Here is a 12723-nt window from a genome sequence, read left to right as displayed (position 1 = left end):
GCCCCCAGGGGGCCTACGACCGCTCGCGCCACCAGGCGACGGTCGCCGCGAGCTGCTCCTCCAGCGGGGTCGCGCGGACGGTGAAGGCGGCCTCGTAGGCGGTGGAGTCCACCACGAAGGGGCGGTCGAACTGGTAGCGGGTCTCGCGCAGTTCGCGCAGCAGGGGGGAGAACAGGCCGGCCGCGGCGAGCAGGACGGGGGAGAGGCGGCGCACCGGGACGGGGTCGGTGCCGGCCTCGGCGGCGAGGCGCTCGACCATGGCGCGCACGGACAGGGCGGGCGCGGTGGGGACGTGCCAGGGGCGGCCCCAGGCGCTCTCCTCGCCGGCGACCTCGACCATGGCGCGGGCGACATCGGGCAGGTAGGTCCAGCTGTGCGGGGCGTCCGGGTCGCCGAGGACGGTGACCGGGCGGCCCGTGAGCAGGGCGGGCACGGCCCGGGAGGCGAGGTGGCCGCCGTCGGTGACGCCGGGGCCGAAGAAGTCGCAGGCCCGCACCTCGACCGCGCGGATCCGCCCGGCCTCGTGCAGGGCCCGGGCCTGTTCCCAGGCCGCGGCGCGGACCCGGCCCTTGGGGCCGGTGGCGGCGAGCGGGAGGTCCTCGGTCAGCGGACGGTCCACGGGGCCGTAGCCGTACAGGTTGCCGAGCATCACCAGCACCGCCCCGCTGTCCTCGGCGGCCGCGCACAGCGCGGAGGCGAGCGCGGGCCACTGCCCGGCCCACCGCGCCAGCGGCGGCGCGGCACAGCCGTGGATCGCGACGGCCCCGCGCGCGGCCTCGGCCAACCGCACCGCGTCGCTCGCGTCCAGGGCGAGGTGCTCGACGCCGTCGGCGGGGGCGGCGGGGCGCCCGGTACGGGTGACGACCCGCACCTCGTGGCCCTGTTCGGCCAGCAGGCGGGTGGTGGCGGCCCCGGCGGGCCCGTGTCCGACGACCAGATGAAAGCTCACGCGCCCACCCTAGGGGCTGTCACTGACAGGCCGTGACGTCCGCCGGAACGGTTTGTCCCGGTCCGGGAGAGCTCGGCAAATACCTGGTATGGCAATAGCAAAAAGGGGCCTATGCTGTCGGGCGTTCAAGATCTCTTCACAGGAAAAACAGGTCTGCCCGCATGAAGCTGCCCCGGGTGTCCACCGTCGTCGCCGCCGCGGTCCTGGCGCCCGCCGTCCTCTTCCCCTCCTCGGCCTCCGCCGCCGACGCCCCCCGGCCCACCGGGCTCTCCGGTCCTGACACCGCCTCCGGCTCCACGCCGGACGTCACCCCCGGCGACGACGGCGCCAACGGCGGCCCGGGCGACAGCAGCCGCCCCGAGGCCCCCGACGGACAGGAGCAGCGCGACCGCGCCGAGATCCAGAAGATCCTGGACGACAAGAACACCGGCCCCGGTGTGCGCGAGGCCGCCCAGCAGGCCCTCAAGGGCAACGCCGCCCAGCTGCGGCACTTCCTGGAGATCGACTTCCCCAAGAACCGCCTGGACGACCTGCGGGTGAAGGTCTCCCAGTACATGAACCACGGCGGCCCGGCCGTACGCGCGGCCGGCGGCAAGGTGCTCGAGGGCAGCGAGGCGGACCTGCTGAGGTTCCTCTCGGAGGGCCTGCCGGCCGCCCAGGCCGAGGACGCGGACCGCGCCGAGATCCAGAAGATCCTGGCCGACCCGAACACCGGCCGCGGCGTGCGCGAGACGGGGGAGCAGGCCCTCAAGGGCGGCGCCGCCCAGCTGCGGCACTTCCTGGAGGCCGAGCTGCCCAGGCAGCGCGCCGACGACAACCGGGTCAAGGTCGCCCAACTGCTCGCCTCCGGCGGCCGCGAGGTGCGCGAGGGCGCCAACAAGGCGATGGACGGCAGCGACGCGGAGGTCGCGAAGTGGCTGGCGGAGGGCTACCCCGCCGCCCAGGCCTCGGACGACCGCGTCGCGGTCTTCGTCGCGCTGTCCGACAAGAACACCGGCCGGCACACCCTCGACGCCGCCAAGAAGGCGCTCGCCGGTACCCCGGCCGACGTCGCCCAGTTCCTGCGCGACCTGCCCAAGCTGCGCGCCTCCGACAACCGCGTCAAGGTCTCGCAGCTGATGGAGACCGGCGGCCCGGCCGTACGCGCGGCGGCCGGCAAGGCGATGGAGGGCAGCGACGCCGACATCGCCACGTTCCTCGCCGAGGGCTGGGCCACGGCCCGCGCCGCGGACGAGGCCGCCGCCGGCAAGCCGGCGGACAAGCCCGCCGAGAAGCCCGCCGAGAAGCCGGCCGACAAGCCCGCCGGGCAGCAGGACCAGAGCGCCCAGCAGCCGCAGACCGTCCAGCCGGCCGCCCTGACCGGGACCGCCACCACGGGCACCGCCACCACGGTCACCGGCGCTCCCACCGGCAGCGGCTCGCTCGCCGCCACCGGCACCGAGGGCCTGGGCTGGGAGGCGGGCGGCGCCGCCGCGGCCCTGGCCGCGGGCGCGGCGCTGGTCGCGCTCTCGCGCCGCCGCTCCGCCGAGAGCTGACACACCGAGAGCTGACACACCGAGGGCCGACGCCCGCTCGTGTCCCCGGCCGCCGTGCCCACCACGGCGGCCGGGGACACGCCGCGTCCGGCCCCCACTCAGTGCCTCCGGCTCGGCGCCTTCGGCTCAGTACCCGTGTTCGGCGAACTTCTGCGCGAGCTGCTCGCGCCAGCGCGCCGCGTTGCTGCCGTCCAGCTGCCCCTCGAAGGTCCGACGGGCTGCCGCCACCAGTTCCTCGACCGTCCCCGGGCCGGTGCGGTGGCCGGTCGCGGCGTCGTACACCGCCCACAGCGCCTCCTCGGTCGGGTCGTCCAGACCCAGGCAGGTCGCCACCCCGTGCCCGGCCAGGGCGTCGGCCAGCCCGACCTCGAAGACGCGTCGCAGCCGCTGTCCGTCCGTCACGCCTCAGCTCCCGTCCCCGCCGCCCTCGCCGCCGCTGCTCCGGCCCAGCATCCACCGCTCGCGCCGCTCCCGCCGCCGCCGGCGCTGCTCCGCGCCGCGCAGCAGGTCGCCCGCGCCGAGCGTCACCGCCGCCACCGCGCGCACCCAGCCCGGCCCGCCGCGCGCGGCCCACACCACGCACCCGCATCCGGCGAGCACCAGCACCAGCACCCCGACCAGCACCGCTCCGACCACCACGGCCACCTCCACTTCCCCTACCGGTTCGGCCACGAATCCTCGCATGTGCCAGGATGCCCATCCGAACGCCGAACAGGACCGACGAAGAAGGAGACACCCGTGGCCAACGCCCGGTTCGCCACCCTGCACACCACGGCGGGCCCGATCCGGCTGGAACTGTTCCCGTTCCACGCGCCGAAGACGGTCCGCAACTTCGTCGAACTCGCCGAGGGCGCCAAGGAGTACACCGACCCGCGCACCGGCGAGCCGGGCAGCGGCCCGTACTACGACGGCACGACCTTCCACCGGGTGGTCAAGGGCTTCATGATCCAGGGCGGCGACCCCACCGGCACCGGCACCGGCGGGCCCGGCTACGCCTTCCCGGACGAGTTCCACCCGGAGCTGTTCTTCACCCGGCCGTACCTGCTGGCGATGGCCAACTCCGGCCCGGGGACGAACGGTTCGCAGTTCTTCATCACGGTGGGCACCCCCACCCACCTCAACCGCAAGCACACCATCTTCGGCCAGGTCGCCGACGCCGCCTCCAAGGCCGTGGTCGACGCGATCGCCACCGCGGAAACCGACGGCGAGCGCCCGGCGCAGGACGTGGTGATCACCAAGGTCGAGATCACCCACGCCTGACCCCGGGGGCCGTAGGCCCACCCGCGGGCCCACCCGCCGCCCCGCCCGCCACCCGCCGAGCACCCCGCCGCACGCCGAGCACCCCCGCCGCCGCCCGGCGAAGTACGGGCGGCGGCGGGGGAGTTGACGGCAGTCGGCGCTCAGCAGCCGCCCGCCGGGCGTTCCCGGGTCACCAGGTCGGCACGCCCCGCCGTGGCGTCCAGCCACACCACCCGGGTGCCCCGGTCGGCGGCCACCGCGTACTGGCCGCCGCGGTCGCAGGAGACCCGCTGCGCCGGGCCGCCCGCCAACGGCACCTGCCACAGCTTGGGCAGCGCCGCGTTGGTCCAGCCGCCGGCCGGCTTCGCCGACGTCAGCTGGTAGCTGACGGCCTGGTCGGAGGCGGTCAGCGTGGCGAACCGGGGGGCCTGCGGGGAGCTCGCGGACAGCACGTCCACGATCCCCGAGCCGTCCACCGCCCCCGAGCGGATGGTGCTGCGCGCGGCCGGGTCGGCGGGGGTGTCCAGCCACACCAGGCGCCCGCCCGCCAGCAGGGTGGAGGAGGTGAGGCTGGGCCCGGAGCCGGCCGGGGCGTGCGCGGTGTACTGGGCGGTGACCTTGCCCGCCGCGATGGAGTAGACGGTCGGGGCGGTCACCGTCCGGTCGCCGTCCTGCCAGGTCTCGGTCCAGCCGAGCAGGCCGTCGCGCAGGGTCAGGCCGGACAGGCCGTGCCCCTCGGGCAGCGGGAGTTCGACCGCCGGGGCCCCGTCGTGGACGAGGAGGGCGCGGGTGCGGTGGGCGGTGTGGTCGGTGAGCACGTACGCGGTGTCCGGGCCGGAGACCTGGAGCCCGCCGATGTCCTGGGTGGTGCGCAGCAGGCTGCGCACCGGGCCGGCGCCGGTGAGCGGGGCGGTGAGGATCTCCTTGCCCGGTCCGCCGGAGCCGCCCTGGGCCTCCCAGACGGCGGTGGTGCCGTCGGTGGCGGCCCAGCTGTGGAAGCGGCCGTCCTGGGGGCTGAGGCGTACGGGCCTGCCGCGGCCGTCGGTGGTGCCGGTGTACAGCCCGTTGCCGTCGGGGCCGTCGGCCAGGAGCAGCCAGTGGCCGTTGGCGGCGACCGGGGTGGCCTGGCCGTTGGGGGCGCTGGGCAGCAGGGTGCGGGCGTCCATGCCGAGCTTCTGCTGCCAGCCGGCCCGGATCCCGTGGGCGTCGAAGGCGGCGGCGACGGCGCGCAGTTGGCGGGCGTTGAGGCCCTGGTCGCGTCCGGCGGCCAGGACGGCGTCGCGTCCGGCGAGGAAGTCGTCGGTGGGGGTGAGGTAGTCGGCGAGGGCGTGGTAGACGACCCGGTCGGCGGTGAGCGGGTCGAGGGCGCGCCGCACGTCCCACAGGGCGCCGCCGAAGATGGTGGAGTTCAGGTGCACCCCGCCGGTGTCGACGTCCAGGGTGCCCAGGTAGTCGTCGACGGTGGTGCGGTGGTCGTCCAGGTGGCGCTGGGCGCAGGCCTGGGGGGTGCCGGTGCGGCACAGGCTCTCGCCGAGCAGCGCGGCGGCGGGGTCGTCCATGGCCAGGCCGCGGGCGGTGACCTCGATGGCGTTGCCGAAGTAGTCGGCGAGCGCCTCGTCCATGGCGCCGGACTGGCCGAAGTAGACGAGGTCGGCGGTGTTGGTGATGACGGCGTGGGTCATCTCGTGGCCGGAGACGTCCAGGGCGGCGGAGAAGGGGTAGTAGCCGGGGCCGCTGCCGTAGATCATCTTGCTGCCGTCCCAGAAGGCGTTCGGGAACGGGTCGCCGTGGTCGCTGACGTTGACCACCGAGACGATCGGCCCGCCCTTGCCGTCCAGGCCGTTGCGGCCCAGGCGGTCGCGGTAGAAGTCGTACACGATCCCGGCGTTGACGTGGGCGTCGGTGGCGCCGTCGTCCCCGGCGGCGGCGGGGAAGCCGGGGGTGGGGGAGGAGGCGGGGGAGACGTCGGCGGGGACGGCGCGGTCGAAGTCGCCCGCGTCGCGGCCGCCGGCGTCGTAGGTGGTGATGGTGGCGGGGCGGGTGAGGTCGGTGAGCTGGTAGCCGCCGTCGGGGCGTTCGGCGATGTTGACGGCGGTGGGACGCCCGTGGGCGTCGGGGGCGGTGCCGGTGGCGGGCCGCAGGCCGTCGGCGGCACCGGCGGTCGGGTGGGCCGGGGCGTTCGGGTCGGCCGCCGGGCGGGGCGCGCGGGCGTCGTGGGCGAGGGCGACGGTGCCGGTGGTGGCGTCGACGTACACCTCGCGGGTGGTGGTGCCGGTGGCGGGGTGCACGGTGTAGTGCTCGGTCAGGCGGCCCGGGCCGCCGGGCAGGACGACGGCGCCCAGGTCCTCTGCGGTGGCGCCGGTGCGCTGCTGCGGGTCGGTCAGCGCGTCGATCGCGGCGCGGCGCAGGGCCTCGGCCGGGACGGCGGGGGTGGTGGGGGCGGTCAGGCCCGTGAAGTAGCGTCCGCCCGCCGACTCGACCTTCTGGGCGTCGCCCTGTCCGGTCAGGTGCACCAGGTACTGGCCGCCGAGGACGGGGATCCCGCCGTGGCGCTGCTCGAACCTGACGGTGCGCCGGCCGTCGGGGCCGGGGGTGGAGGCGAGTTCGGTCAGCTCGCCGGTGTCGATGCGGTAGCGCTCGGGGTGCGCGGCCAGGTGGGCCCGGGCGGCCCGGCCCGGGTCGCCGGGGGCGGGCTCGGCCAGGCCGGTCACCAGCTGGGGGGCGGCGGTGTCCCTGCCCTCGACCAGGGCGGGCACCGGGTCGGCGCCGACGGCGGCCGGTTCCGGTGCGGGTGGCGGTGCGGCCAGGGCGGTCGGCGCGGTCAGGGCCAGCGCCACGGTGGCGGCGGCGACGGCCAGGGTACGGGCGGTGCGCGGGTGTCGGGGCACGGCGGTCCTCTCGCATGCGGATGCGGCGGCGCGACGGCACAGCGGTGCGGTCGCGCCCACCCACCATATGCAGTCTGGCGGCATATGTCGATTGACTGCCTATCAAGTGCGGTCCCACAGGCCCCTCCCGGTTCAACGGCCCTCCGTGGGCGACCAGTTCAGCCCCACTCGCGCCCGCCCGGCTCCCGCGCCGGCCCCGCCCCCCGACGTCGCGCCCCCGTCACCCGACCCGAGCATCGGACCACCCGGGGACTCAGCCCGTACGGCGCACGGGGGTCTCGTCCTCGGCCCCGGCCACCCAGGCCGGCAGGGGCTCGCGCCGGGCGAGCCAGCCGGCGGCCGGACCGCCCAGGCCGGTGCGGGCGGCGACCACGCCGCCGGTGATGGCACAGGTGGTGTCCACGTCGCCCAGGCCCTCGGCGGTGGTCCACAGGGCGTCGGTGAGGCTGTCGAGGTGGTGGGCGGCCGACCACAGGGCGAACGGCACGGTGTCGCCGGCCCGCACCCGCTGCCCGTTGCCCAGCAGGTCCGCCGCGCGCCAGGGCTCGGTGTCCGGGGCGAGTTCGGCGGCCCGGGCCAGTCCCTCGCGCACCGGGCCGGCCGGGGTGCGCCCGGCCACCTCGGCAAGGAAGGCGGCCCCGGCGAGGAAGGCGGCCCCGGCCGGCGCCGGAGCCCCGGCGCCCCCGCGTCCGCGCGCGGCCAGCGCGGCCGCCAGCGCCACGGCCACCGCGCCGGCGATCCCCTCGGGGTGGGCGTGCGTCACCTCGGCCGACAGCGCGGCCTGTTCCGCGGCCTCGTCCAGGTCCGCGTGGAACCAGGCGCCCAGCGGCGCCACCCGCATCGCCGCACCGTTGCCCAGGCTGCCCTGCCCGTCGAACAGCCTGCGCGACTCCTCGCGCCACGCCGACGGCCGCCCGGCCAGCCGGGGCAGCAGCAGGCTCATGCCGTTCCCGTAGCCGCGGTAGGCGTCGGCCAGGTACGTCGCCCCGAAGGCCTGGGCCAGGCGCTCCTGGTGCACCGCCTCGTACGCGGTGAGGATCCCGTACACCGACAGCGCCATCGCCGTGTCGTCGGTCCAGTGCCACGGGGTCTCCGGCGGCACCTGCCGGGCCCGGATCTGTGCGAACGCCGCCTTGGGTCCGCGGAAGAGCGGGAACCACCGCTCGCCGAAGCCGTCCCCGAGCGCCAGGCCCTCCAACGCGTCACGTGCTGCCGAATACGTCATGGCCGCATGATCGCACCGGCCGTGCCCCGGCGGTGCGGTGGTCCGGCGTCAGTTCGCCGTGACCGGGAGCAGGCCGCGCTCGCCGAAGACCTTCTTGGCGACGAAGGTCGCGTTCAGCGCCTTGGGGAACCCGCAGTACACGGCCGAGTGCAGCAGCGCCTCGGTGATCTCCACGGGGGAGAGGCCGACGTTGAGCGAGGCGTTGATGTGGACCTCCAGCTGCGGCTCGCAGCCGCCGAGCGCGGTGAGCATCCCCAGCGTCACCAACTGCCGATCGCGCGGGGCGAGTTCGGGACGGCTGTAGATGTCGCCGAAGCCCCAGGCGACGACCTGGTGGGCCAGCTCCGGGCTGATGTCGGCCAGCGCGTCCACCACCCGCTGCCCGCCCTCCCCGTCGACCCGGGTGAGCACCTCCATGCCCCGCTCGAACCGCTCCTGCCGCTGCCCGGCCCCCTGCTCCGCAACACCCATGGCGCCTGTCCTCTCCTCGTACCCGTTCTCGTGCCGAGGCCTCGGCCGACCGGCCCTGACCACGGAAGGAACCGTAGGACTTGGAGTGCACTCCAACTCAAGCCCGGCCCGGAACCACGGCCTCCGTGCCACCCGGATGCACGACACCCCGTCAGGGGGCCTGTTGCGGTTGGGTCACGGAGTGTCCGATTCATCGGGCATTGCACGGGAGTGCGGTGATTGTTTTCGTTGGCGAGAATGTCATCGGACTCTCATAATCCCTGCTGAGGCGCGTGATGGCCGGTCCGGGAAAGCCGCGGGGGAGCGGATTGCGACGGTGGCCCACGTGCGACATTCCGATCATTCCCCTGGGGGAGTCCTTTGCCCGCGCCCGAGAACGAGAGCGCCGCGTTCACCGACCCGCCGCCGGCCGTCGTAGCACAGCCGGCCGTCGTAGCGCCCGAGCCCGCAGCCGCGCCGGAAGCGGCTGTCGTGCCCGAGCCCGCGCCCGCGGCCGAGCCCGTGGCCGCCGACCCGGCCCCGGCGGCCACGGCCCCGCGCCGGCTGCCGCGCGCCCTCGGCGTCGCGCTGGCCACCGCCGGACTGCTCGCCGTCACGGCGGCCAGTGCCGCGGTGACCGTCGCCGTCGGCAAGCCGGACGGCCACCCGGCCGCCGCACCCGCGCCGCGCACCACCGCCACCGCCCCGGCGAGCGCCGGCGCGAGTGCCACCGCGAGCGCCACGCCCTCCGCCGTGCCCGTCCCGGTGCCGACGGCCGTCCCGACCGCGCCCGCCCCGGCCAGCACCGTCAAGGGCACCGTCAGCGGCGGCAAGCACGACGGCGACCTGCGCTACTTCCTGCTCCCGATCCCGGCCGGCGGCGAGTCCTACGGGCCCGCCGACGGGATGGCGATGACCCGCGACGACGTCTCCGAGATGTTCGGCAAGCCGGACGACATCGACACCATCCTCAGCCGCCTCGGCTACCGGGACGGCGCCACCCGCACCTACCGCACCGCCGACGGCACGGCCGAAGTCACCGTCACGCTGCTGCACTTCGGCTCCGCCGACCTGGCGGGACGGTTCGTCCAGGGCTACACCGTCACGTCGCAGGAACCGATCGACATCGACGGCGACCCCAACGCCCACGGCTTCCGCCGCAAGCCCAAGAACGAGGCCTACACCGGCTCGATGACCGGCATCTCCAGCCAGGGCGACGTCCAGTACACCGTCGACGTCGAGGTCAAGGGCACGCCGGACAAGGCGCTGCTGAACGACCTGATGAAGCGCCAGCGCGAGTGGCTCGCCTCCGGCGGCTGAGCCCGCGCCCGCGCGATCGCCCCTCGACGTCCTCCCGCCCCTCCTCCTCTGGAGTCGCTTCCCGTGACCACCGAACCCGAGCAGCCGCCGGCCGCGGCCGCTGAACCGTCCGCGTCGGCCGCGTCGGCCGAACCGCCGACGCCGCCGCTGCCGCCCGCACCGCCCGCACCGCCCGTCCCACCGGTCCCGCCGGTGCCCCCGGTGCCCGCCGAACCCTCCGTAGCGCCGGTCCCGCCGGTGCCCCCCGTCCCGGCGCCGTCCCCCTGGTCGGCCGAGGCAACGGCGCACCAGGCGCCGGTCGTGGAGGAGTTCGCCCCTGCGGCGGACGTCTACGCCGACTACCTGTGGGCCGGTCCCGAGACCGCCCCGCGCCCCGCGCGCCGCCCCCGCCCGGTGCTGCTGTCCGTCTGCGCCCTGGTCGTGGGCGTGCTGGCCGGCGGCGGCGTCGGCTACGCGATCCAGGCCCAGCGCCCGCCCACGCCGCTGCCCCCGCTCCAGGTCGCCCTGCCCGCCTACCCGGCCGAGGCGGTCGACCCCGCAGCCCTCGCCGCCGCCCAGCCCCCGCCGCCCGCCATCGAGGGCGACCTGCGCAAGCTGCTGATCAGCGCCCCCGACGGCAGCACCGCCTGGGGCGACTACCCGGACAAGCCCGGCTGGATGTCGATCGGCGAACTCGCCGAACGCAAGGGCGACGCGGCCGTCGTCTTCAAGGACCTGGCCGAGTCCGGCTTCCGGCGCGCCGCCGAGGTGGACTGGATGAAGGACGACATCCGCTACCGGGTCACGCTCACCCAGTACACGCCCGAGCACATCGACGAGGCCGCGGCCTTCCAGGGGCAGACCTTCGCCGACGACACCGACGGCGGCTACCGGGTGGACCCGGAACCCAGGCACTGGTCCGACACCAAGGACCAGTACTACTACGGCCACGCCGCCGCCCAGCGCGGCACGGTGCTGATGACCGTCGAGGTGTTCAGCCCCAAGCCGGTGGAATCCGGGGACCTCAAGGCCCTCGCCAAGCAGCAGTGGGAGCGGCTGGCATGACCGACGACTCCGTGACCGCGGTGCCGGCCACCCCGGCCGAGCCGCACACCCCGGCCACCCCGGCCACCCCGGCCACCCCGGCAACTTCGGCCACCCCGGCCGAGCAGACCCCCGCAGCCACCGAACCGGCCGCACCCGCAGCCCAGTTGACCCCCACGCCGAACCCGGCCTCCCGCCGCCTGCTGCGCGCGGGCGCCGCCACCGTCGCCGCCGCCCTGGTCGGCGTGGTCATCGGCGTCGGCATCATCAAGACCCAGTACGACGACCCCGCCCCGGTCGCCGCCGCCGGCCCCACCGGCACGCCCGCCCCGACCGCCACCCCCACGCCCTTCGGCGCCAAGTCCAACGGCAGCCACTTCGGCTCGCTGCGCGACCTGCTGCTGCCCGTCCCGGCCGGCTACGCTCCGGGCCCCGACGAGGGCGGCTACGGCAACGACACCGAGCTCGGCGCCGGGCAGCTGACCGACGAGATGGACGCCGAGCTCCAGCAGGTCCCCAAGGACAAGCGCGACAAGCTCCGCTCCTACTGGCAGGGCCTGCACGTCAAGGGCACCGGCGTGCGGACCTACCGCAACGACGACGGCAACCTGGTGGTGGGCCTGCGGCTGCGCCAGTTCAACCAGCAGGAGGTGCAACGGATCAACGAGTACACCGCGGTGTTCACCGGTGACACCGGCATCTTCCGCTCCGGCCCGCAGGTCCCCGGCCACCCCGAGGCGCACTGCTACCTGATGCCCGCGCCGCCGTCCGCGCCGATCGACTACCTGGAGTGCTCGGCCGCCGAGGGCGACCTCCTGGTGATCATGAGCGCCGAGGGCGTGGCACCGCTCCCCAAGGACCGGATCGTGGCCCTCTTCACCATGCAGCTCGACCGCCTCGCCAGCCCCGGAGCCTCCGTATGACCGACCACGCCGCCACCCCGCAGCCCACCCCGCAGCCCGGGCCGCAGTCCGCCCCGGAGTCCGCCCCGGAGTCCGCCCCGGAGTTCGCTCCGGAGTCCGCCCCGCCGCTCGACGCCGCCCCGGCCCCCGCCCCGGCGCCGACCGCCGAGGAGCAGGCCCTCGCGGCGCAGGCCGCCGAGGAGCAGGCCGCCCACCGCACCCGCCGCCGCAAGGCCGCGGTGCGCTGGGGCTGCGCCGTCCTGGTGTTCGCCCTGGCCGGCACCGGCACGGCGCTGGCCGTCACCGCGCCCGAGCGCACCGACATCCCCGGCCTGGCCACCGCCGGCGACGGCCGCTACACCTTCCCGCCGCTGGCCCTGCCGCCGCTGCCCTCGGGCAAGGCCGCGCCCGACCTCAAGGACAGGAGCAAGGACAAGAGCGCCGCCGCGCACCTGGCGGACCTGCGGCACCTGCTGCTGCCCGTGCCCAAGGAGGCCGGCGGCTCGGTGAACCCGCCGGTCTTCCCGGCCCCGACGGCCCCGACGCTCCCGACGGGTTCGGCCTCGCCCACGGCGGAGCCCTCCGACACCCCGTCCGGGACCCCTTCGGCCACCGCGAGCCCGAGCGCCTCCGGCACGGCGTCGGCGGTCCCCGACGGGGCGGCCCCGGCCAACTGGGTGTCCTGCGACGCGCTGCTCGGCGACCTGCAGAACCCGGCCCGGATGCGCACCCTGCTGCGGCAGAACGTGTGCCGCGCGGCCACCGTCCGGGAGTGGACCGCCTCCGACGGCACCAGTACCCGGATCCGGCTGATGCGCTTCGGCACCTCCGCCGAGGCCTGGGACACCTTCTCCCGGACGCGCTCGGAGATCCAGCTCAAGGCCGCGCCCGACGCGCGGACCGCCACGTCCTCGGCCGACGGCGAGCTGCCGGACGGCGTCGAGGTGACCCGCAAGGAGTCCCGGGAGACCGCGGGCAAGGACGTGCCGACGACCCGGCTGGCGTTCGTGTCGGCCTCCGACGTGGTGGCCGTGATCACCATGACCAACCCGCGCGGCGTGCCCGCCGCGGCCTTCCGCCAGGTGGTCGACCTCCAGTCCGACCTGCTCGCCTGAGCGCGGCGCCCACCCGAGGGCCCCGCACCCCCCCCGCGCAACGGGTGGGGGTGCGGGGCCCTCGGGCCGTCACGGTA

General features: G+C 75.9%; 12 protein-coding genes. 6 read left to right on the top strand and 6 right to left on the bottom strand.

Features of this window, described 5'->3' with window-relative positions; all coding sequences use genetic code 11:
- Positions 1-13: 13 nt before the first annotated feature.
- A complete protein-coding gene (locus ACZ58X_RS32630; RefSeq protein ID WP_470337188.1) occupies positions 14-949 on the bottom strand; it encodes an NAD-dependent epimerase/dehydratase family protein in 936 nt (311 codons plus the stop codon).
- A 161-nt stretch (positions 950-1110) separates the two neighbouring features.
- On the opposite strand from ACZ58X_RS32630, the gene ACZ58X_RS32625 reads away from it, so the two are divergent.
- Complete coding sequence (locus ACZ58X_RS32625) at positions 1111-2484, top strand: ALF repeat-containing protein (RefSeq protein ID WP_470337187.1); 1374 nt, start codon at positions 1111-1113, stop codon at positions 2482-2484.
- Between the two features lie 126 nt (positions 2485-2610).
- Here ACZ58X_RS32625 and ACZ58X_RS32620 read toward each other — a convergent pair whose 3' ends face one another.
- On the bottom strand, positions 2611-2886 hold the full coding sequence (locus ACZ58X_RS32620) for a hypothetical protein (protein ID WP_470337186.1): 276 nt from the start codon (positions 2884-2886) through the stop codon (positions 2611-2613).
- A 3-nt stretch (positions 2887-2889) separates the two neighbouring features.
- Positions 2890-3156 carry a hypothetical protein gene (locus ACZ58X_RS32615; RefSeq protein ID WP_470337185.1) on the bottom strand — a complete coding sequence of 89 codons (267 nt, stop codon included), beginning with the start codon at positions 3154-3156 and terminating at the stop codon, positions 2890-2892.
- 66 nt (positions 3157-3222) lie between these two features.
- On the opposite strand from ACZ58X_RS32615, the gene ACZ58X_RS32610 reads away from it, so the two are divergent.
- Positions 3223-3744: a peptidylprolyl isomerase gene (locus ACZ58X_RS32610; RefSeq protein WP_470337184.1), complete on the top strand. Its 522-nt coding sequence runs from the start codon at positions 3223-3225 to the stop codon at positions 3742-3744.
- A 140-nt stretch (positions 3745-3884) separates the two neighbouring features.
- Here the strand turns inward: ACZ58X_RS32610 and ACZ58X_RS32605 are convergent, their stop codons facing one another.
- From ACZ58X_RS32605 to ACZ58X_RS32595, 3 genes are all read right to left on the bottom strand, one after another.
- A complete protein-coding gene (locus ACZ58X_RS32605; protein ID WP_470337183.1) occupies positions 3885-6611 on the bottom strand; it encodes a M4 family metallopeptidase in 2727 nt (908 codons plus the stop codon).
- Between the two features lie 253 nt (positions 6612-6864).
- A complete protein-coding gene (locus tag ACZ58X_RS32600; RefSeq protein WP_470337182.1) occupies positions 6865-7836 on the bottom strand; it encodes an ADP-ribosylglycohydrolase family protein in 972 nt (323 codons plus the stop codon).
- Positions 7837-7884: 48 nt separating this feature from the next.
- Positions 7885-8307: a carboxymuconolactone decarboxylase family protein gene (locus ACZ58X_RS32595; RefSeq protein ID WP_470337181.1), complete on the bottom strand. Its 423-nt coding sequence runs from the start codon at positions 8305-8307 to the stop codon at positions 7885-7887.
- Between the two features lie 360 nt (positions 8308-8667).
- Here ACZ58X_RS32595 and ACZ58X_RS32590 point away from each other — a divergent pair, with 360 nt between their 5' ends.
- The 4 genes from ACZ58X_RS32590 to ACZ58X_RS32575 all read left to right on the top strand — a co-directional run bounded on the left by ACZ58X_RS32590 (position 8668) and on the right by ACZ58X_RS32575 (position 12646).
- Complete coding sequence (locus ACZ58X_RS32590; protein WP_470337180.1) at positions 8668-9606, top strand: hypothetical protein; 939 nt, start codon at positions 8668-8670, stop codon at positions 9604-9606.
- A 63-nt stretch (positions 9607-9669) separates the two neighbouring features.
- Positions 9670-10650, top strand: a complete 981-nt coding sequence (locus ACZ58X_RS32585; RefSeq protein ID WP_470337179.1) for a hypothetical protein — start codon at positions 9670-9672, stop codon at positions 10648-10650.
- Positions 10647-11552 carry a hypothetical protein gene (locus tag ACZ58X_RS32580; protein WP_470337178.1) on the top strand — a complete coding sequence of 302 codons (906 nt, stop codon included), beginning with the start codon at positions 10647-10649 and terminating at the stop codon, positions 11550-11552. The genes ACZ58X_RS32585 and ACZ58X_RS32580 overlap by 4 nt, the downstream gene beginning before the upstream one ends.
- Positions 11549-12646 carry a hypothetical protein gene (locus ACZ58X_RS32575; protein WP_470337177.1) on the top strand — a complete coding sequence of 366 codons (1098 nt, stop codon included), beginning with the start codon at positions 11549-11551 and terminating at the stop codon, positions 12644-12646. Before ACZ58X_RS32580 ends, ACZ58X_RS32575 begins: the two co-directional genes overlap by 4 nt.
- Positions 12647-12723: the final 77 nt, after the last annotated feature.

The organism is Kitasatospora sp. NPDC040550, from assembly GCF_055594965.1.
Note: the sequence above shows the minus strand (reverse complement) of the source record. Positions and strands in the feature narration are given on the sequence as shown.